General features: G+C 58.9%; 12 protein-coding genes, 1 tRNA gene and 2 pseudogenes. 2 read left to right on the top strand and 13 right to left on the bottom strand.

What is annotated here, in order from left to right; all coding sequences use genetic code 11:
* Positions 1-210: 210 nt before the first annotated feature.
* From ACIQC5_RS12255 to ACIQC5_RS12290, 8 genes and pseudogenes are all read right to left on the bottom strand, one after another.
* A complete protein-coding gene (locus tag ACIQC5_RS12255) occupies positions 211-1,671 on the bottom strand; it encodes an ATP-binding protein (RefSeq protein WP_400282304.1) in 1,461 nt (486 codons plus the stop codon).
* Positions 1,668-3,155, bottom strand: coding sequence for an SCO6880 family protein (locus ACIQC5_RS12260; protein WP_400282307.1), 1,488 nt, complete (start codon positions 3,153-3,155; stop codon positions 1,668-1,670). Before ACIQC5_RS12260 ends, ACIQC5_RS12255 begins: the two co-directional genes overlap by 4 nt.
* Positions 3,148-4,563: a type IV secretion system protein gene (locus ACIQC5_RS12265; protein ID WP_400282310.1), complete on the bottom strand. Its 1,416-nt coding sequence runs from the start codon at positions 4,561-4,563 to the stop codon at positions 3,148-3,150. Before ACIQC5_RS12265 ends, ACIQC5_RS12260 begins: the two co-directional genes overlap by 8 nt.
* Before the next feature lie 4 nt (positions 4,564-4,567).
* Positions 4,568-4,867, bottom strand: a complete 300-nt coding sequence (locus tag ACIQC5_RS12270) for a hypothetical protein (RefSeq protein ID WP_400282313.1) — start codon at positions 4,865-4,867, stop codon at positions 4,568-4,570.
* A gap of 124 nt (positions 4,868-4,991) precedes the next feature.
* Positions 4,992-8,708: a hypothetical protein gene (locus tag ACIQC5_RS12275; RefSeq protein ID WP_400282316.1), complete on the bottom strand. Its 3,717-nt coding sequence runs from the start codon at positions 8,706-8,708 to the stop codon at positions 4,992-4,994.
* An 11-nt stretch (positions 8,709-8,719) separates the two neighbouring features.
* Complete coding sequence (locus ACIQC5_RS12280) at positions 8,720-9,664, bottom strand: DUF4268 domain-containing protein (protein WP_400282319.1); 945 nt, start codon at positions 9,662-9,664, stop codon at positions 8,720-8,722.
* A 734-nt stretch (positions 9,665-10,398) separates the two neighbouring features.
* The gene (locus ACIQC5_RS12285; protein ID WP_400282321.1) at positions 10,399-11,514 is read right to left on the bottom strand and encodes a C40 family peptidase; all 1,116 of its coding nucleotides are present in this window, start codon (positions 11,512-11,514) and stop codon (positions 10,399-10,401) included.
* Between the two features lie 85 nt (positions 11,515-11,599).
* Positions 11,600-12,472, bottom strand: a pseudogene (locus tag ACIQC5_RS12290) (IS3 family transposase); the annotation flags it as partial.
* 255 nt (positions 12,473-12,727) lie between these two features.
* On the opposite strand from ACIQC5_RS12290, the gene ACIQC5_RS12295 reads away from it, so the two are divergent.
* Positions 12,728-13,777, top strand: a complete 1,050-nt coding sequence (locus tag ACIQC5_RS12295) for an IS110 family transposase (protein WP_400282324.1) — start codon at positions 12,728-12,730, stop codon at positions 13,775-13,777.
* 20 nt (positions 13,778-13,797) lie between these two features.
* Here the strand turns inward: ACIQC5_RS12295 and ACIQC5_RS12300 are convergent.
* From ACIQC5_RS12300 to ACIQC5_RS12315, 4 genes and pseudogenes are all read right to left on the bottom strand, one after another.
* Positions 13,798-14,076, bottom strand: a pseudogene (locus ACIQC5_RS12300) (transposase); the annotation flags it as partial.
* Between the two features lie 681 nt (positions 14,077-14,757).
* On the bottom strand, positions 14,758-17,601 hold the full coding sequence (locus ACIQC5_RS12305; protein ID WP_400282327.1) for an NACHT domain-containing protein: 2,844 nt from the start codon (positions 17,599-17,601) through the stop codon (positions 14,758-14,760).
* Positions 17,602-18,397: 796 nt separating this feature from the next.
* The gene (locus ACIQC5_RS12310) at positions 18,398-19,528 is read right to left on the bottom strand and encodes a tyrosine-type recombinase/integrase (RefSeq protein WP_400282330.1); all 1,131 of its coding nucleotides are present in this window, start codon (positions 19,526-19,528) and stop codon (positions 18,398-18,400) included.
* Between the two features lie 87 nt (positions 19,529-19,615).
* Positions 19,616-19,697, bottom strand: a tRNA-Leu gene (locus tag ACIQC5_RS12315).
* A gap of 198 nt (positions 19,698-19,895) precedes the next feature.
* On the opposite strand from ACIQC5_RS12315, the gene ACIQC5_RS12320 reads away from it, so the two are divergent.
* Entirely contained in the window at positions 19,896-20,501 is a 606-nt protein-coding gene (locus ACIQC5_RS12320) for an ANTAR domain-containing response regulator (RefSeq protein ID WP_216923235.1), read from the top strand.
* Positions 20,502-20,669: 168 nt separating this feature from the next.
* Here the strand turns inward: ACIQC5_RS12320 and pyk are convergent, their stop codons facing one another.
* On the bottom strand, positions 20,670-22,163 hold the full coding sequence (pyk, locus tag ACIQC5_RS12325; protein ID WP_400282333.1) for a pyruvate kinase: 1,494 nt from the start codon (positions 22,161-22,163) through the stop codon (positions 20,670-20,672).
* Positions 22,164-22,205 lie beyond the last annotated feature (42 nt).

Raw genomic sequence — 22,205 nt, forward strand, 5'->3', positions numbered from 1 at the left:
ACTCCACTGAAACTCGTGAAATCCAGTCAGGACGTCCAGCCAACAATCCAACACCCGCCGCCGGATTCAATGACGAGGGCAGCCTGCCGCCACACTGCCGTGGTGCAGCAAGGGCGGACGCTGCCTGGACGAGAAGACAAAAGACAACGTAGCCTGCGATCACCCACAAGCCGACAGAGACCAAAGGATTCGTGGGTCCGGATCTTGTACTCACAGATGCATCCGATCATCCGTGCCGAACACTTCCAACTCATCCGTCGTGACCCTGTTAGCGACGATGAAGGACCGATTCCCCACCTTCCACAGACCAACGCCCTTGGGAAGATTCTCAACATGCTCGCACTCCGCCTCCGTAAGGCCCAAAGCTTCCTTGGTCAGGCGCATGGCATCGTGCTTCTGCCGAAAGATGATGCGGGTGTCAGCCTCCGTCAGTAGGCCGAGCGCCTTCTGCCGATGTCCGCTGGTACTGTCGCCGATCTCGTTGAGGTCTGCCACCTTGTGCATGATCAGCAGGTTCGCGATCCCATAGGTGCGGGCGAGCCTCCACTGCTCGCTCATTTTTGCCAACATGTACGGGTCGGCCAGCATCCTCCAACCCTCGTCGTACACCACAAGCCGCTTACCGCCGTCGGGGTTTGTTACTGCTGCCTCCAGCCAGGTGGCGCTGCAAGCGGCAGCAAGCGACAACGCCTGCTCGGACGAGCCGATAAGCGCCGACGTGTCCATCACCATCATTGGCGCGTCGGCGTCGAACGCAACTGTAGAGGGCGCGTCGAACATCCCTTCCAAGTCGCCCGAAACCGTCCGCCGCAACGAGTGGCTGACCGCAATTCCGCCCTCCTTGCCGACAAGAGCCAACGTATCCGGAGATGGGTTCATCAGGTGGTCCAGCACCATCGGCAGCGTCGGAGTCGAGTTCTCAGCAGCCGTCTCCATCAACGCCATGTCCAAGGCCGTGTGCTCCACCGGATGCAGCGGAGTGCCTTGCCGCATGAGGGAGACGAGCGCGACCAGCAGTTGCCGGCGACGTTGCCGGACAACGGCGTTCCACTGAGAGTCGGTCAAAGAGCTAGGCCTAGGCCCTGCGTCCAATGGGTTCACCCGAGCTGACCGTCCTGGCCCAACAGAGATGACTTTCCCGCCCACCGCGTTGGCTACTGCTACCCACTCGCCCTTGGGGTCCGAGGCAACGGCCGCCTTCCTGCCCAGGGTTATGGAACGCGCAACCAGCGACTTCCCGCACATGGACTTGCCCGTACCCACCGTGCCGATCACGACGATAGACGGCCCGCTGATGATTCCTTTGTCGTAAAGGATCCACGGATCATAGGAGAACGCCCCGGAGCCAAAAACGTCAGTGCCGATGTAGGTCCCTTCATGGCCCAGACCGGATTCGGTGATGAAGGGATATGCTGCAGCGAAGGTCAGCGTCGACGCTCGGTGTGGTGCTGGCTTCAGTCGATGTGGACCCCACAGTGACTGCGGTTCCCTACTCCCCCAATCACCGACAAGGCGCTCGCGGTCGCCGCGCCGATCCAAGGCTTCGTCGATCCGTTGGCCGAGTTTGCGCTTTTGCGTTACTGACCCAGCGGCTGCCGCCCTCCTGAGACATTTGCGTTCGGCGCGAGTGCCCGACGGCGTATAGGTCACCTCTTGGTTCTTGAGGCTCATCGCAGTCCCCTTCCAAGGGGCAGTCCACCCGCAATGAAGGCTGCCCACTGTTGTCCAGCCAGGAGTCGTAGTTCTACGAACGCGCCGGCTGCCGCGGACTCTAGTTCGTGACGGTGTCGGGCCAGGTCCTCCAAGGACGCTGCGGTAATCGTCACGAAGGCGGTCGGACGAACATCACCATGACCGGCAACGATCTCTTCTTCCCGTTGCGATACTTCTTCCTCCTCGGCTCGCTGCTCTCGCGTGGTGGGTCTGTCGAACCGGGCATTGATCCTGCGACGGGTTTCATGAGCTTCCTGGGCCGATCGGATGTCCCGCAGCGCTTCCAACGTGGGTACAGCGCGAATCACCTGCGTGACTGTGTGCCGGAAGTCTCCGACGTAGACGAGGGGATGAAGGAACCCTGGATACACCTTCTGTCGGGGCCATTCAGCAACCCAGAACGTTTGATGGAATCCCGAGTCGGTTCGCAGATAGGTCCAGTGCTCATCGATAGCCATGGGCCCGGAACTCGCTCGTGGCGTCGAACAAGTCTCGTCGAGAGCTTTGCTTTCGGGCCTGAGAGCGCGCTCCGCGACAGCGTCCGGGTCAAATGAGCCTCGGAAGACCTCGAGTAGCCGTCGCTCGGACAGCCACTCCTCGACCTTGACACCGTGAGTTCCCAGCGCCGTGGCAATTGCGCCTACCTCAAGTCTCAGCACCCGTTCGAGACCGTTCCGCCCACCACCTGATTCCTTGATCCGGCGGCGAGACTTGGACGTATCCACGACGAGCGACAACAAAACATCGTGACTCATGGCGGCCCCCGCTGCTGAGATCAAGTCTTGGTAGGCCATGTGACCCCACGAACCACGGTTGCGCTCGCCGTTCGCCGAGGGAACCGTCCGGTCGTAGAAGTCCTGGAGCGCGGACGACGGGTACGGCACGGTGTAATCCTGGACGGCCATCCTGGCAATATCCGATCGCTGGGCAAGTCCGGCTTGCACCCTCGACCATGCCTGCGCGGCCCACGCCTTGTCGTCGTCATCAAGCAATGCGAAGGACCTGGTGCTGCAACGCAGTACCGCCGTTGCTTCCTTGGCTTGAGGGTCAACGATGACGCACTCACCTCGGCCCAGCGGCTGCAGCTTGAGGTTTCCCAGCCCGCCAGGCAGGTCGAGCTGCCCGGCCTTCATTGGCCTCTCGGGCCGAACAAGGTAGCGGGTCTGGCCCAGAACACTCCGCACAAAGAACAGCAGGATGAGAGTGCCCCATATTGGATATGGAATGCGGGAGTATTGGAGCACCCCGAAGAGCACGAGCGATAGCCACACGGGGGCTGTGGCCATGAGGCCAACCGGACCGCCGGCAGCGGATGCAATGATTGCAGAAAGGACGCCAGCTGCCACCAGCGAAAGCTGGTACCACTTCAGCCCCATGAAAATTCCACGGCGTTCGTATCTGGGGAACCTGACGGGTTCTAGGGTCCGAGATTCTTCACTCATTGGTCTTGTCCAGTGGTAGTGGCCCGTAAGTGTTCTGGCGCTTGACCGGAGGCAGTTCCGACGTTGGCAAAGCGCTGCTCGGACCTCTCACTTCGGGTACGCGAGGGGCGCGACTTTCAGGGCTGCTTGGAAGGTTCCCGTGCCGAACCGACCCGGGTCGAGAGTGAGCGGGAGCCGTCGCCTGGCCACGGGAATCGACCACCACCTGTCCTGGCAAAACTGATCCACGGGCCTCGGGTTCTCCATAGGGAACCGGCCCGCCACGGACCGAAACATCGGCGCCCGAGTGGCGAACCGGCGTCGTGCTCGTCAAAGTTCGCGGCAGCGGCACCGTGGGTGGAAGCACTCTGGTGGGCATGTCTCTGCGGCTCGACGGGATGGGTCGCGCAGTCGAGGACCGAGCCATCATGGAGGCGATGGTGAGGCGACCACCAAGTTGGCGGCCGATCTGGCGACTCGCGATGTTGGAGGTCCTTGCCAGGACGTGCCCGCCACCGGCGGTCTGAGCCGCGGCGGCAAGTTCCCCGCCGGCAAAGCTGACCAGGCGTAACGCCATGAGCGGCGCACCACACGCGAGGACCATCCCGACCGTGCCCGCCGCCAGCCCAGCGAACGACGTCGAATCGGCGAACAGCTTGATGGCTGTTGCAAGCACGGTCGCTGCCAAAGGCTTCGCCAAGAGAAGTGCGACCACGATTTCACACCACCGTCCGGCCCACGCCTTCGACTTCTCCCAGGGCATCATCATGAGGGCGACCGGTGCAACGGCCGCCAGCACGGCGAGGGCGAACGTCCTAAAGATCATCGAGCACATGAGGATGAAAGCCAGAATCCAAACTACGACGACGGCCATCACCGTGACGACCGCCCCACCGACGGCACCGCCCTGATTGCCTGGTGCCAGCGAGACGACGTTCCATTCGCGGTCGGAACCTTCAGGAGCTCGCTCGAAGCCGAACAGTCGCATGAAAACGAGGTAGGGATCGGTTCCGATCGATTCCAGCAGGGCCGCTGAAGCCTCGTCGCTGACCCTGGTGAGCTGCCGAACCACATAAACGGCCGCAGCTACGAGCGGCACCGCCGTCGCTCCCCCGATGAGGGCCCTCAGCAGTCGGCGTGGTTGCCGGCTGATCAGACCGGACAAGAGTTGCAGGATCATCACGACGACGAGTGGCGTCAGCATCACGATGACCCACCAGTTCGTAAGACCGCCGATCGCGGTCCACTGGGAATCGTCGACATCCGAGACAGTGAAGGCTCCGGTAATGAAGCCCCACATCCACGAGGCGATGTTCTGCAAGACGTTCGCGAAGATGGATGTGATGGAGCCTTGGACGCCGTCGTTGGCTTGGGAAACCAATCCGCATCCGGGCGGCCACCAGCCGTTGAGGTCGCAATCGACAGGCATGGGCTCAGAAGCCTAGCGGGAACGCCGTCTGCGACCAGAGTATGTAGCCGTTGATCCCGCCCAGAATGGCCGCTACCGGGCCCGTCCACAGCAAGATCACTCCACCACCGGACGCGAGCCGCGATGATTGACTCAGTTTGCCGGCCAACAGCATCGCAGCTCCGATGATCGCCACGATCGCAATGACGATGAAGGCGCCAACGAGGATGCCGCCGCCGATCTGCTTGAGGGACTCAAGAAAAGGAAAGTCCGCGTTTGGTGTGATCCCAGGATCCACCGCTGCCAGTACCATCTGGTGCTCCATCCAGTCGTCTTCCTATGGAATGAGCTGATTGGGCTCACGACTTCATGGATGGCTATAGGGAGCACAACATGACAGATCGCTGACTACCACACCCCCACTTTGTGGTGCTGGACGAAGGTTACCCTTAAACGAGGATTACGACTTTACGTCCACGCCCCTTGGGCTTCTTCACGATCTCAATGTGGCCATCGCGTTCAAGCCGCCTCATGAGGGTCTCGCTCGATGAGGCGGATGGTAGGTCGAACTCGGCACCCGGTCCTGCTGCAAGGGTGTCGTACGGGGCACCGAGAGTCACGAGAATACCCACCAGATCACTCGTAGTTATCTGATCTTTCGACAGCACCAGCTGGCGCAGGACCGCGCCAGAGGACTTCGTTACGTGAGCAATCCGCCGCACGTCATCAAGCGACAACCTGATTGACTTCTCACACGCGAACTTTCCCGCGGCCCGGAGTGTCCTCGCATCATCCATAGGCACAAACTGATCCAGTTGATTTAGCACCTTCAACTTCAGAGCCTCTGGGGTTTCCGGACTCTCTAGAAACTCACAGACGAAGCCCGTCACGATCGACGGTGATATGAAGCTCTCGATCTTGGCCGACGCTTCCAGGGCCGCTGACACTGCATTCCAACCACCCCGCGCAAAATGTTCGAAGGTCAGGAGGTCGTCCGGAAAGACACCCGCGTGGAGACCATACGCCAGAAGCTGATCGGCCTTGGGCGTTACTTGCGAGATGTCGATAGTAGTCGATAGGCCCAATTGTGAGACCAACTTGACGCGGTCAGGAGCCGCCAAATGGAGTGAAGCGTTCAAGAGGCTGACCGCGAGCACGAGTCGTTCCTCTTCGTCGACTGTTTCAACATCTTGAAGCGCGGTATGGCCTTCAATGACATGCGACAGAAGGGCCGAAATGTGTTCGTCGATGCCTAGCTTTCGCTCATAGATGGCAATATTCGCGACGGTCGGCGTCATCACTAACGCCCTGACAAGTACGGGCCAAATCAGTTCAGGGATGTCTACAATGTCGGTAACCATCGCGGTGGGTGCACATCGTTCCAAAACGGCCCTTAGTTGATCCACCGTCCACGAATCATGCTCTTCGTTGACGACTTCGATCAACACCTGTTCTGTCTGGATTACGTGCTCAATCGAATCATCGTCATCAATCGCCGTAAGGTAGCCAGAGATTCGCGCTCGACAGTAATCCCACACAAGCCGTTCCTTACGCACTTCTCCGAGCGTGGGAGCCGTTTCAATTCCGAGAGCGAGTTTCAGATTGGACACTTTTATCTCATACATTTGTGCGGCCACGACGCGATCCCGGAGGGACTTTCCTAGGAGGTCCAGGTCGGTAACTACCAGCCCCACCGATTTTAGGACCTCGAGCAGCCGTGACGCATGCGCCGAGTCATGATCCTCGGTTATGGCGGTCAGTTGTGGATGCGAGGACCTGATGAGCTCTGCTGCAGCCTCGCCGAAGACGTACGATTCGCTTGATTTTCCGTAAAGGAGAGCGATATCGATCAGCCTGAGGCGCGAGCCCTCGTCGGGAACCTCTGCATGATTTGCGAGATAGTCAAAGAGTCCACTCCAAGGGTGTTCCGCGAGCAGTCTTACAAGAATCCCGCTATCGGCGGCAGACATGCTCAGGTACGCGTCAAGAAACGCTCGGACCTCCGAAGTCGAGTTGTGCCTAACAATGTATGCACCAAGTTGTTTTGCCTGCGATGGGCGTTGAGTGAGTAGGAATGATGCAACCTGGAGATTCAGGACGCTCACGCGACTGGTGAAGTCTTCTGGCACCTGTTCGAGCAGGTTACTAACGGCGTTCTCGGTTTCGAACTCGAAATCGAGGTACATTTCGTTCGGCTGGACGCTGTGGTTATAGAAGTAAGCGACATCGACGCCGATAAAACTGCCTATAAAGACGGCGGAGTACTCTGCGTAGTTCCGTGTGACGAATCCTCCGCGCACAAGATCCCGCGCCAGATCGGACTTGAGTGAATCGGCGATTCGCTGGTCGAATCCAACCCGGCCTCCGGGAACCCGCTCGTACTGCGCAAGATCGGAGAAGTCAGCGCCCTTCAGCCAAGCAATGTCCTCGTCGTATTGACGCAGCAGCCGCGCGAGTTCAGCAGGTTCAGGGTCAAGCCACACCGACGAGTTGCTCATGACCTCGGGGAACAACGCATTAAGTCGTTCTTCCGTTGCTGTCACAACGTTATTGGTGTGGTTTTGCCTGACAGCGAGCGTCTTTGAGAGGGCGAGCCGTTCCCAGAATTCGACTTTGTCAGTTTCTTCGAGGCTAAACGTCTCCCCGTCCGCTGCGACCGATTCATAAGTCCGACCAGGTGTCGCCGGGAGCAATGCAATGGTCTGCCGGAGTCTTTCCCCCAGTGTTTTAGCAGTCTGAATCTTTCGTCTTCGCTGCTCCTCGGTCCGTGTCCGGGCGCTGCGTCGTGTTTGGACATCCTTGACGAGGTCACGTACATCGTCACGATGGTGGCGTTCAAGCACGTCCAGACTACTAGTGCGCTGCGTAATTTCCTCGAAGTCGGCAAGGTGGAAGTTCTTATAAACGACCAATGCGAAGAGATGGTCGGCCGTCATCCCTGGTGCCGGATTGTCGGTCCAGAGCAGGCGCTCGACGAATACCGCGAATTCATTGCAGATGTTGATCATCAAGCGCATGTCCGTCGTATGCCGAGCGACCAAATCGAGCAACGACCTGGAAACGAAGTCCTCCGGAAAGCCGAGCTTACTCAGCGCATCCTCGAGATGGTCACGGGCGTTCCGATGCGAGAGGAAGGGCACAATCGGAACAACTAACTCGAAAAACTTCGTGCGGTTGGCGCGGCGCACCGCTTCACCAGCAAGGTCGGGCTTCGCCCGACTGGTGGTCGTTGTGGAGCCGCTCTTCTTCTTACCTTCATCCTCGGTCAAAGCCTCGGTCTTGGCAGGCGCTTCTGCACCGAGCCGCTCGAACAGGCTGTCCTTGATCGCGTAGATGAACCGGAGCGGCATCGCCCGGTCCTTCCATAGCGCGGAGGAGTTGATCAACGTGTTGAGCTCGCGGAGAGAATCGAAGATCTGTGGGTCGTCAAACCTGTCGAGGTCCTCGAATATCACGTAGTCCGGCTCAACGGCATCGAAGAAGGCCACGATCTCACCAAGGAAACTGTCGAAGTAGGTGGTCGGTTCGTCACCAAGGGCAATCTTGGTGCCAGCCGTTGTTACTTCTGAGACAATTCTGTCCCCAATCAACCAACGGATGCCCCAAGTAGCGCACAGGACGAGTCCAAAGAAGGCTGTACCGAGGAGCACTTGCGCGTCAGGAGTGAGCCCGTCGCCCGGCCAGCCCTTTGCCGGGCGCACTCCGAATAGCCACAAGAGAGTGAGCAGCACGGTGGTCACTCCTAGCGCGTGGGTGAACGCACGCCCCACCGTAAGCGGCTTAGGCCGAGCAAATCTAGAGCGACGTAGCTGTCCAGGCTTGAGCCTGTAAACAAGTTGCTTGACGAGCTCCTTCTGTATCCGATTGGTCAGGTCCTCGTCGTCCTCATCTGGACCCAGGGTATTTATGCTGACGCGGACAGTCGCATCACGATGTTTCTTCTCGAACTCATCGAGCACACTGGACTTCCCTGCACCATAACGACCCGTGAGCGCGATGTTCCGGTTCTTCTTATCCTGAACGGCCTGTTCCAGGTGCCGCACATAAACGCTGTGATGCTTGGCGTTGAATTCAGGCGCCAGGGACCTCAACCTGATCTTCAGGTTGGGGTTCTCAGGTATTGACTTGTCGGTCTCATCAATCGATTCGGTGTTTTGATGGGTCATGAGTGATAGCCCTACAAGTACTTCGGGAAAACCAGAGCGAATGTGTCGACGGTCTGCACGGCCCACTCAAGGAGCTCTTGACGAACACCACCGTTGCGGAAATCACCTGGTTTCGTGACCTGGATACGGCTGGCCTGCTTGTTCGGCAGTTCCTGCCAGTCAAGAGTCACGCCAACTGCGGCTTCAATCTCCGGTCCACGGCGTTCGAGTGAGAAGTACGTGTCCTTGTTGTTGGCGTAGAACTCGACTCCGACATATGACTTCTGCGAATTGAGTGTGATAGAAATCTGGCCCTTTCCGGATCCGACGCGGATGTCGTACCAGTGCTGGGGCGTGGGCTTGGCCCAACTGCGCACGTGGGTAGAAACCTTCTGGCCGAGCTCGCGAACTTCAGCAAAGAAAGCCTGCTGTTGGAGCTTGAGATCGCTCACGGATCCGGCGGCAGTGCTCTGCTTAACCGCCTTAAGCCAGTCATTGGGCTTGGCGATGATGTTAAAGCGCGGCGCAGGGGCAGAATCACCGATCTTCCAAGCTTCGATCTGGATCAGAAATAGATGGATTGATTCATCCGTGTGTTCGTTGAGCCAGTTGATGGCGTTCTCATGCTCCTCGCGGGCGTCCTTGACGATCCAAACCAAGACTTCAGCCTGCTTGCCGGCACCGTAGGTCAGGATCTTTCCCAGATGATCGTGGTCAGTCTGCCCGAGCTGGTTCTCGATCACTACGATGCGTTCCTCGGAATCCATCGCAAGGATGTCAGCCTTGTACGAGCCGACGTTAACTTCAGTGTCAATCACGGTGAGCGAACCTCCGCCGAGGACCACCTCTGCCAACTGGTCGACGTTCTCCGGAAGCGCCAGCCACTGCGTAAAGTCCGAAGCCTCATGCTTCCAGACCTCACGCAGGGGCACCTGCTCGAGTTTTCCTAGACCCGTGATTTCCAAACCGCTTCCCATTCCTGCCGCTCTGCCTTTGAAATGCCATTCGTTCTTGCCCGCTCGAGGATCCAGTCGGTCGCACGGCTAGGCGCGCATCCGTACTTGAACAAAAATCTCCTGACCCAGGTGCGCAGTTTTGGCGCATGGCATCCCGAGAACGGATAAGGCCGAATTCGACATCGTTCATTAGTATCTTTTCGGCGCACATGTACATTTCCAGTACGCCGCCTGGACCCATGCTACAGAGCAGCTCGGACATATATCACGCGGACACCTGCTCGAGTTGTAACGCTCTAGAATTCCAGCACCTCACGATCACAATGCGACCACCCGAGAAGTGTCCCTTCGGTCAGCGAATCTTCCTAAACAGCCATAAGCCGCGCCGTCATCGTGCTTAGACTCCAGACGCAAGTTACGCCGAAGGTGACCTGGAGCTGGCGCTGGGCTCGGGCAAGCGGCAGCCATGGTCACCGCCAGCCGTTCTCAGTCAAGTGGCCGGGTGCGGCCCTGATTGTGGTAGCGAAATGGCACGGACGATTGGGAAAACTAAAAGCTCACGATACAGCTAGACGGAACCAAGCGCGTCAGCCGCAAATGCGAGGGAACGCGTCAGAAGACCGCCTACATCGGCCAGTCGCGTGCGGGGGCAACCAATCACGTTTTCGCGACGACGCGTCACGCGGACAACGCTGGTGGGTTACAGCCAAGACGACTCTCGGTAGCTGGGACTGCGTGAGCAACAACAAACCGAGTCACGTCGACTCCCCCAAAAGATTGAAATACCCGGCACCGGGATTCCAATCTATTGGGTGTAATAGTGTTCCCACAGACGGATTAAGTGCGCTATACATCATCCCGCTGCCCGCGTAGATACCGACGTGCCCCCAGTTGTATGGACCTTGGGGATTCTGCACGACTAAGTCTCCAATCTGTGGGTTGTCCGTCATCCGCCCCAGTCGCCATTGCTCGACGCGAGGAAGCTCAATTCCGATCTGTCGATAGATCCATTGAACGAACCCGGAACAGTCCCACGCCTTGAAAGCGGTACCACCCCAGACATAGGCACCTCCCACTCCCAATTTTGTGAAGCGGATGATGTCCTGGCGGATTTGGCTGAGACCCTCGGTTGAAACGACATCTGAGTTTGCAGCAGGAGCGTCCCTACATAGAGGAGCAGCTGCGGTTCCGTTCAAGGCATCGACTATCCCGGACGCTTGCTGTTCCCATCGGTCGTAAAGTTCCGGAAAGGCCGAGACCTGAACTGCCTGCGCGGCCTGCCCTTTGCTCAGTGAAGCCCATCCGGGGATATCCAAAAGGCCACGAGGACTTCCCTGATTGGGTCCCGTCGACCCTCCATAGAAGGCCCGAGCGTTGTAGTTGATGTCCATCAACTCCTGAACGCTCCCCCATCCAGCGGCCGGTCGCTGCTGCGCCGAGCCAACGGAGTCGTGATCGCTGCCGACGCCGTCGTGTGGGTAGTTGAAGGATTCTGGCACATTTGTATTGGCCAGCATTCGAAGGCTGGACTCCTGCAGCGACATCATGAGTGCAATGACCAGCGCCTCACGAGGCAGGCCGAGCCCTGTGCCGACCGAAACGTAGCCCTTGGCGACATTCATCTGGGCCGCTGACAGCCCATATACTCCAACGCCGGAGGACAGGTCGAGCTTTGCGGGGGAGCTACCCGCAACTGCATCAGCCCCCGATACACAGGCGACGGCGGGCGTCGTACGATCCCCGACCAAAACAACCGCCATCGCACCGGCGATGGCCGCGAACGCGAGCGCGACAACCGCAACGAACGCACCAACCAACCTGAAAAGGGTGCGCCGCCGCACGGCTACCAAAGCAAGTCCGGGATGCGGCATCAGTAAACGATCCGGTCGGAGGACGCATAGAACGCGACCATCACGCAACGATCGGGACTGCCCCGGCTTTTGTTGACTCGGGGTCTTAGGCCGCTGTGAGCGCGGTCCGGTTGATTGTTTCATATTCGATGGGCGTGAGTTTTCCGAGCCGTCGTTGCCGTCGCCGGCGGTGGTAAGTCCTTTCGATCCAGGATGTGATGGCCAGCCGGAGGTCCTGTCTGGTGAGCCACCGCTGACGGTCCAGGACGTTCTTTTGCAACAGCGAGAAGAACGATTCCATCGCGGCGTTGTCGGCGCACGCACCGACCCTGCCCATCGATCCTGTGAGTCTGTGGTGCCGGAGGGATTCGACGAACCGGCGTGACCGGAATTGGGACCCACGATCCGAGTGCACCACGGTCCCTGCCGGGCGGCGTGCCCTCACCGCGTTCTCCAGTGCCGCGACGGCCAGCGAGGACTTCATGCGCGAGTCCATCGAATAGCCGACGATCCTGCCGGAATAGACGTCCTTCACCGCGCAGAGGTAGAGCTTGCCCTCTGCGGTGGGGTGTTCGGTGATGTCCGTCAGCCACAGTTCGTTCGCCGCCGCGGCGGTGAAGTCCCGCTCGACCAGGTCGTCATGGACCGGTGGCCCCGGCTTCCGGTTCAGGCCCCGTTTCTTGGAGAACACCGACCAGATCCCGTGGTCCCTGCATAAGCGTTGGACTCTGTTCTCACCCGCCATAATGCCCTTATCGGGGAGTTCGTCGGCGATGAACCGGTACCCGAATGCCGGATCGTCGGCATGGATGTCCAAGGCGGCGTTGACCAGGTGCGCGTCGATCCAGTCCCGTTCCGTTACGGGGCTGGCTTTCCACCGGTAATAGCCTTGCTTGCTGAATCCCAACACCCTGCAGGTCACCGCCACTGGAACACCGTCGACGGCAAGATCCGTGACCAGCGGGTAGATCTGTAATGGTCAGTAGCCGGCCCGAGGTTGGCTGGCAGGCTGGTCCCGGAGGACGGCGTGTGACTCAGGGTATATCCGACCCGCTCAGGCGGTGTCTTGAAAATGACTCGTCCGCACCATTCTCCGGGCACAAGCCTGCCCGCACGGATGACCTGATCAGAAGACTGTCCACCACTTGGGTGTGACCCGTTACAGATGCGTCTCCAAGCGACCCAGGCAGGCTCCTGCCACCTGTCCGGTTCATAAAGAAGAGGAGAACGCACCATGGCGGTCATTGCCGAGGAATTCGAGTTCGTTGTCGGGGTCGACACCCATGCCCGCACCCACACATTCACAGCTGTTCACGCGACCACCGGGGCAGTGGTCGACACCGCCGCGTTCCCAGCCACCTCCGCGGGAATGGACCGTGCGATCAACTGGATCCGGCGGCGGACCGGCGGGGAAAGGGTCTTCGCTGCTGTTGAGGGCACGTCCTCCTACGGTGCCCGGCTCACCCAAGCATTGCTTGCCGTCGGCATCGAGGTAGGCGAAGTCAGACCGCCCACCCGCTCATCACGGGCACTGACCGGGAAATCCGATCCCATCGATGCCGAAGCAGCTGCACGTTCTGTCCTTGGTCGCCAACGAGACGAAGTCATGGAACCACGCGCAGCCGGAACCCGGACCGCAATCAGAATTCTGCTTGCTGCCCGGTCCCTGCTGGATCACCAACGCACAGCGAACCGAAACGCCCTCACAGCCCTGCTCCGCGGCACCGACCTCGGAATTGACGCCCGGTCATCGCTGCGCGACGCACAGATCGCGGCCATCGCCGCCTGGCGCAGCTCAAACATCGTCGACCCCATGGTCCAGATCGCGCGCGCCGAGGCCAAACGCCTGGCTTTGGCCGTCAACGACATCACGATTCAGCTCGCCGAAAATCAGAAGGCCCTGGCACAGCTCACCGAAGAGCTGGCTCCTGGACTGCAAACCATCTCGGGAGTCGGTCCCGTAACAGGGGCGATCATCATCTGTGCGTACTCCCATCACGGCAGGATCCGTTCAGAGGCTGCATTCGCCGCCCTCGGTGGCGTTGCGCCACGCCCTGCTTCCTCCGGCAACACCACCAGACACCGGCTCAACCGCTCGGGCGACCGTCAACTCAACCGGGCCTTCGACGTCATCGTCCGCACCCGCATGAGCTTCGACGCCGAAACCAAGGACTACGTCGCCCGCAGCCGGGCAACGGGAAAATCAAACCGCGAGATCCGCCGGAACCTCAAACGCTACGTCTGCCGCTCCATCTTCCGCCAACTCCAAACCATCATGGCTTGACACAACCCATAGAAGAGTCATTTTGGGTTGATGTCCCTGGCCAGATAGGCAGCAGCCCGGCGCAGGATCTCGTTCTCCTGCTCCAGCAGGCGGTTGCGCTTCTTCAGCTCACGTACCTCGGCCGACTCCGCCGCTGCCGGGCCGGCCCCTGATTCCTTGCGTTCGGCGATGGCAATCCAGCGCTTGAGCGTCGTGACTGACAGCCCGAAATCCTTCGCAATCTGCGCCAGCGGCGCTTCGCCCTTGCGGGCCACATCAATAACATCTTGGCGGAACTCCGCACCATAAGCCGTGGGCATGGTCAACATCCTTCCACGAGCACAAGCTCGCTAGGTCAAGGAGTCAACAAAACCGGGGGCAGTCCCGTACGAATTGCTGTCGGTGTAGCCCAGACGGGCTGACAGCATGCAGAATGACTTCGACTTCGTCCGTCGAGAGCCATAGTCCGCACACCGATCCTCCGTTCAGGAATCCCGCGGTCTCGATCTCAATAGGTCGATGCCGGACTCCTTCGACCACGCTGACCAGACGCTCCAAGCTCAGGTGGGACGGAAGCGCGAGTGAACCAAAGGCACCCGCAGCGCGATCCGCAGGTGTCTGTGAAGGATACACTTCGTTGCGCATTCGGCATCCCGGGTAGTGAGCGTGCGTCGGTTCGTAAAGTGGCCCAATTTGCGTGACTCTGGGTAAGCCCATCCGAAACCGACAAAACAATTGAACTCCCTAGTTCTGGACATGTCCAGAACTAGGGAGTTCAATGGTTTCCGCCTCTAAGACTGGCCAACGGCTGCGTGGTGCAAGCACCTCACGCCCTGCCCGGGCGTGAGCCGAAGTGGCATAAACCGCAAGCAGTGTATTAGACGGAGCCACTTCTTGAAAGGCAGGTGACAGCTGCTCAATTCCAGCGCCCACCGTTGTGCTTCTGCCTACGGTGCTGTGCCTATGCTTCGCCAGCACTTCGACGATCGGTAGACGCGATCCTAGCGCACATTGCCGGAGCCACCGGTAAGCAGCTCCAGGTCCTCCTCATCCGCCGACACTTGCTGACCGATCGATTGAGCCAATTGGGTGACGAACCAATTGGATGCCGTGACCGACTCTGCTGGGAGGCTTGCAAAAGCTTGATCCAGCGCATCACAAGCCTCGTCACTCTGTATCAAATCGGTAGCGAGTTGCGGGCCGAAATGCGATTCAGCAATCCCGTAGAGTCGGCCGTTTGAAGACGACTTCATGAACGTAGCAGTCTTCTCCTGTAGAAGAGACTCAACCAGCGCACGATCTTCAGGTTTCAAATCGCTCACATCAACGTGGTCCTTAAGGATCATTCCGAGAGTGACATGCTCGGCTTTCCCCGCATGGCCAGTTTCCGGTAACTTTTTGGCGCGCGTCAGCTTAGTTCGAGCCGAAGCGGCAATTCCGCCGGTGAATGTCGCGCTCCAGTATGCGATCACACTCTGAATGTTCTCTTGTTTCCTACCACCGGCGCGATAGGACTCATCAAACTTTTCCGTGACCGCACGTCGCAGTACCGCATCCGTGGTAGAAGCGGCATCTACGATAGGAATGGTTTTGTCGAAATCAATGAGCGGTGTGTCCAAGAGTTGGATACACTGCAGCAAGAGACGTCGCCGGATTCCTGGCGTACCCGCAGCGAAGTTATCAGCGATGAGATCAGTCGCAAGGCGTGCGCCTGGTTTGGCTAACGAGTCGCCCACTGATTCGTTGTCAATTTCATTGAGAATATCGACAAGCCGCTCACGAAGGTGCGTTCGACTCTCGAAAACGCTAGCGGCTGCGAACAACCACGCATTGCGCCAATGACTGCTTCTGGCCAACGCTTTCAGGCGACGAAGAACCAAAGTGTCCTCACCTTCGGTCAGAAAGCGTGACGCCATGAACTCCTGGAAACTCCGCACCTCAAAGCCCCAGTGATCTGTCGATGACTCAACTAGCAGAACTAGTCTGTCGGTTGCGAGATCTACGAGGCGGGCAGCTGTCTTCTCCGCGTCCGACTGTTCGTAGGTTTGTACTCTGATCAAGTGATCCTGAGCAATGCGTTTCAGGTCGTCCTTACTGAGGTGAACATCAGCGTTCCCGGATTTTTCGGATTCGAGGTGCAATCTGATGCCGACCCCGTCGTGGAGTTTGTCGATTTCTGCCTTATATTGCTCAACTGTGTCTCCAAGACGTCCTTCTTTACCGCACTCCCGTCGATATACCGTTTCATAGAACTCATCAAACAACTTATAACGGGTTCGAGGAACTCTAATGCGATCCTCCAACAGGGAAGCCATGATGCTCACCTGAAGTGGCGTGCCCATGAGTTTTGCTGTAGCTGCCTCCTTTGACGCGCCTTCGAGACGTTCATAGAGTTCCTTCGCGCGGGCTGGATCTCCGTTGTTCCTTGAGAAAAGCAGTTTCTTCCCATAAGAGAGAGCCTGATCATGATTGAGTTCAGCTAGCTCAAGCTCTCGAGGCGCGTGAGCGTTGAGGTCCTGCTGATACCCCTGAGGACGCGTTGTTGCGATCACGGCAATATCGGCGTTTTTTCCGGCAGCATCGGATATAAACTCATTCAACTTCTGGAGGATACGGTTTCGTGTGTATGCATCGGGGACCTCATCGAGCCCGTCAAGGACGACTAACCATGGCCACTGAGATAGCCAAACATTCAGATGGCTCTTTTCAATAGTTCCTCCACCGCGACTATTTATTTGCTCGGTGATCTGCGCCTGTATGGATGAATCACCCGAGTCAAGCATCTTTTCACTGAAAGAGCTAAGCCTAATGTAAACAGGCCATCTACGAAGTGTTGGAAGGTTCAGTCCTATTTGACGAAAGTGGTTTCGAGTTTCGAGCAAAACATTCTTGTCTGCCAGCGATAACATGTCTTCTTGCCCATCCAAGAGTGCGGCGCGGTAGGCTTGACAGATAAGCTGTCCAATGGTCGATTTCCCTTGTCCAGGTCCTCCGATAAGGACTGTCATAAACTTTTCCGCAGCAGGACTAAGAGCAACGTTACATGAGTCGATTACAGACTCGGCGACGGCCACGGTCCGCGGGTTACCTAGCTCATCGAATCGTAGGCTGCGGTCGACCGCCGGAAGGTCAATTCCGATAGCTGCCAAACTTTCAAATTCACGCTCACTGCTGTTTCCAGCGCGAGTTAGACGAACATGCCGATGTGCGTATAGCTCCTTCGCGACAAATCCAGTAATGACGCCAGTTGCTTCAGGGTTTCGATTCTCGTAAGAATCCAGGACTGCTGACAGCACATCTCCAACGGTCACGTGGGCAATGTAGGTTCGGTGAATGTTGCTGTGGTTATCTAGAAGCCTGGATATATGCTCGGCGGACCACACTGCCCAGCCTTCCAGCTTCATTGACGTTGCATGCTTTCGCATAGCGTCCCTGACGCGGTCAATTCCGCCCGCTTGCGGAACTGAGGATAGGTCAACGTTGGTTATGACAAGAAAGTTCTTCGGCTTCTTGGTTCGCCCTTCCTTTGTCTCTACCCACTTCTTTACCTCACGTTGTATGGTGGTGAGGAGCCAGTCTACATCTTTCTTTCCGCCCTCAAGAATGCTCTTGTGTTTCGCCTGTGCGACAGTGTAGTTGTCCCACTGAGCGCCTTCCCAAATCCCGCCGTCATTCTCTGGCACGCCATTCTTTGGCATGGGCAGGGGACCCTCGTAGATCCACTCTCGCCCTCCATCTCGTCCTGCACCAAACGAAGTTCCACCAGGACCAAACTCCGCGTTGCACAAGGCAACCGCCATATCCTCAAATTCGCCGCTACCCATGCGTACAAGGTCATATTGCATTCATTCAGGCTACTCGGTAGGGGAGGATTAGGTGCTTAACCAGAGTCACATGACGATGACCAACCCACATGAGTTCTCGTAATTGAGGCCGCGACAGACGGAAAGTTGAGATTTGGCGGCCCTCGGACCTGAAGCAGCGCCGTGGGCTTCTGCATGCCGAGGTTCCGCGGGCCAGTCCGCCATAGCCCGTCGGCTCGCGTTCGCAGTCCAGCAGCGAGTCCCTCCTTGAGCGTGGCCCGCCCGGCAGCATGAGTGCGCCTCCGCCTGGACAAACCCCGTGCCTGCCCCATCTGATGACAAATGGGGCAGCCCTGCCCTCCCGTCGGGACTCAAGCAGGACTTTACATACTCTTAAGTTCGCTCGTGCCCCGTTGCCGGAGCCTCCACGTCCCATGGCTCGGGACTCCTCGAACGTCCCGAGCCAATTTAATCGCTCACGGCTGGACGTCCGTCATGTACCTAGCTGGGAATTGCCAATGAACTGCTAGGGCATAAATTCTTGATCGGAGCGAAATGAACTTGGCATTTTTTGAACCTGCTGAAGCTGCGGCACTAATGCGGTGTAGTGAAGGATGGCTACGTGACGGCGCAGCCGCTGGCCGTTTCCCGCACGCTTGCTGGGGCAAGGGCAAGATCGTGTTCACGTCTGACCATATCGCAGAAATAGCCAGGCTCAGCGAGATCCTGCCGGCCTCTCATCCCGCGCCAGCGGCCAGCGGCACCAATCGCACCAACACCAGACTTATCGGCACACGTGCCCGCAACCGTCTCGTCTCCTGACACATACGACAACGGCTCACCGCATGAACGCTGCGATCTGGCGCTCTGTCACATCCGCCCCAACCTGCAGTGCCTCCGGCATCAGGTGCCCATAGACCTGCTCAGTCGTCTTGATGGACGCGTGACCGAGCCGCCGCGAGATCGTAAAGATGGGCACCCCATCCTGGATCAGCCACGACGCGTGAGTATGGCGCAGGTCGTGGATACGAGGATCCTTCCGCAGCCCCCGAAGCTGGGCAGCCTTCACCGCCGGCATCCAGTAATGGTGCCAGTACAGCTTGTGGACAATCCGCTCCCCCTTGGGCGTCGTGAACAGCAGATCACTACTTGGCCGGCCAGCCACCAGCGGAATCAACAAATCCACCAGCGCGGGGTTCAGCCCAATCGTCCGCTTCCCAGCCCCCGTCTTGGTGGGTCCAATGTAGAACTGGTTCTGCCCGTCCCGTTTCCATGCCTTGTTGATACGCGCGGTCGCCGGCTTACCCAGCAGATCAATGTCCGCCACGGTCAGAGCTGTGGCCTCCCCGAAACGGGTCCCAGTCATCACCAGGAAGTTCGTAAAGTCCCGGTACGGCTCCCCCATGCCTTCCATGATCAAGCCGAACTCCGCGTGGGTGAGGAACATCATCTCGTCCACAGCCTTCTCGACGCTCGGCAACTGCACGCCGCGGCAAGGATTGCGGGTGATGTAACCGAGCATCTCCGCAGTGTTCATGGACGCTGAGATGAGGCCGTGCACGTTCTTGATCGTCTTCGGCGAACGGCCCTTGGCCATCATGGACTTCACCCAGAAGGCAATGGCCCGGTAGTCGAGCTTGTCGACGGGCAGCCCGCCGATAACCTTCTTCACGTGCAGATCCAACATGGTTTGGTACGTCTTCACGGTGCCGCTGGAGGGTCGAACCAGAAGGTCGATGTGCTCTTGGATCACCTCGGCAACCGTCGGCACTCGTTTGGCATTTTCGAGGATCGCGTGTTGGGCTACTTCGAAGTTCTGGCCGTTGGCATCGAGCAACCGTTTGAGCGTCTCGGCTTCAGAATGAGAGACGAAGGTAAGCCCTTGGGCCTTGCCGGTTTTGGGGTCCCGCCAGCGGACCATAAAGGACTGGGAACCGTCCTTTTTGGGTCGTGTAGAGATGCTGGCCATAGACAAAACGCTACGCCGCTGTACACACTTTTAGGGGTTTTGTACACAGTCAGGGGCCATATAGGCCCCTGACCTGCGACAATACAGTGCCCGAGGTGGGACTCGAACCCACACACCTTTCGATACCGCATTTTGAGTGCGGCGCGTCTGCCAATTCCGCCACTCGGGCGCGGATTACCGGGAAGTTAATTCTCGCTGACTGCCCTCATTCCTGTGAGCAACGCGATCCGTTCCCAGCACGCGAAACTACTCTACATGCAGATAGGCTAAATCAAAGAACCGGGCGCGCGAGTGCAACAAAATCATGTGCCGCAGCGGTCCACACTAAGATGGACATGAACCCGCCGAACCTTTTCAAGGAGATCCCGTGACCGAACAGACGGAGTCCACACCCGCAGCCCAGCCGGCCCGACGCGTTGTCGTAGCCGAGGATGAGACCCTCATCCGCTTGGACATTATTGAGATCCTGAAGGGCGAAGGGTACGACGTCGTCGGCGAGGCAGACAACGGCGAGAAGGCCGTGCAGTTGGCTGAAGAGCTCAAGCCGGACCTCGTCCTCATGGACGTCAAGATGCCCGTCATGGATGGCATCTCGGCAGCTGAGAAAATCGTCAAGGCCCGCATCGCCCCCGTTGTCCTTTTGACGGCGTTCAGCCAGAAGGAACTGGTGGAGCGTGCTCGCGACGCCGGTGCCATGGCGTACGTGGTCAAGCCGTTCACCCCGGCTGACCTCATTCCGGCCATCGAGATCGCCCTCTCCCGCCACGAGGAGATCAAAGCGCTCGAAAATGAGGTTTCCGACCTCCAGGAGCAGTTCGCCACGCGCAAGCTCGTAGAGCGCGCCAAGAGCCTCCTGACCACCAAGATGGGCCTCACCGAGCCGGAAGCGTTCCGCTGGATCCAGAAGACCTCCATGGACCGTCGCCTCAGCATGCGTGAGGTTGCCGAGACCATCATCAACCAGGTCAACTAAGGCACCACCAAAGCAGCAAACGACGGCGGCCGCGCACCTCACACGAGGTTCGCGGCCGCCGTCGTACTCACCAAAGCCGTCGCACGCACTAGGGCCGTCGCCACCAATGCAGGACAAACAAAAGCAGGCCCCGCCAAACGGCGGGGCCTGCTTTGCAACCCAAGAAACTTAGCTCTTGATCTTGGACTTCTTTTCGGGCCACGGGCCAACCGGCTCCTTGCGCGAAACGTCGTCGGTCTTGGACGTGTCGGCGAGGTCACCTACCTTGTGGACCTTCAGCGAGTTCGTGGAACCGGCCTGTCCGGGAGGCGAACCGGCAGCGATGACCACCAGGTCACCTTCGTCGACGATCTTCATGTCGAGGAGGCTGCGGTCCACCTGGGCGGTCATTTCGTCGGTGTGGCCCACGGTGGGGACCAGTACCGGCTGGATGCCCCAAGTGAGGGCGAGCTGGTTCCAGACGTGCTCAACCGGCGTGAACGCGAAGACCGGCTTGACCGGGCGCAAGCGCGAGAGGCGACGTGCCGAGTCACCGGACTGCGTGAACGTACAAATGTACTTTGCGTCCAGCTGGTCTGCGATTTCCACGGCGGCACGCGTGATGGCGCCACCGCGGGTCTTGGGCTTGGTGCCCAGCGGGGGGACGCGCTCGAGGCCGTGCTCTTCGGTGGACTCGATGATCCGTGCCATGACCTTGACGGTTTCGATCGGGTACTGACCCACCGAAGTTTCGCCGGACAGCATGACCGCGTCGGCGCCGTCGAGCACTGCGTTGGCGCAGTCGGAAGCCTCGGCACGCGTCGGGCGCGGGTTGTCGATCATGGATTCCAGGACCTGGGTGGCCACGATGACCGGCTTGGCCCAGCGGCGGGCCAGTTCGATGGCACGCTTCTGGACAATCGGCACCTCTTCGAGCGGCAGCTCGACGCCGAGGTCGCCACGGGCAACCATGATCGCGTCGAACGCGTCGATGATTTCGTGGAGCTGCTCCACAGCCTGGGGCTTTTCGATCTTGGCGATCACCGGAACGCGGCGACCTTCTTCGTCCATGATCTCGTGGACACGCTTGATGTCAGAGGCATCCCGAACGAAGGAGAGGGCCACCATGTCCACGCCACGCTTGAGGGCCCAACGGAGGTCGTCCTCGTCCTTTTCGCTCAGTGCGGGGACGTTGACGGCGACGCCGGGCAGGTTGATGCCCTTGTTGTTGGAAACCTTGCCGCCAACGGTGACGGTGGCAACAACCTTGACGTCGTCAACTTCGATGGCGCGCAAGGCAACCTTGCCGTCGTCGATCAACAGGGCGTCGCCCACGTTGACGTCTTCGGTGAGGCTCTTCAGCGTGGTGGAGCAGATGTCCTTGGTGCCCGGGACGTCTTCGGTGGTGATGGTGAAAATGTCGCCAACGGCCAATTCGTGCGGGCCGTCAACGAAGCGACCCAAACGGATCTTGGGACCCTGAAGGTCAGCCATGATGGCCACAGGCTTGCGCAACTGCGCGGCAGCCTTGCGGACATTCTCGTAGGTGTTGTCGTGCACGGAGTAGTCGCCGTGGCTCATGTTCATGCGAGCAACGTCGACGCCGGCCTCCAGCACCGCGAGGGTGTTGTCGAAGCTGGAGATAGCCGGGCCGAAAGTTGCCACAATTTTCGCGCGTCTCATATACCTACCCTAAGTAGTGTGCTGCTGATTGAGTAAAGAAAA

The sequence above is a fragment of the Paenarthrobacter sp. NPDC092416 genome (assembly GCF_044755025.1).
GTDB lineage: Bacteria > Actinomycetota > Actinomycetes > Actinomycetales > Micrococcaceae > Arthrobacter.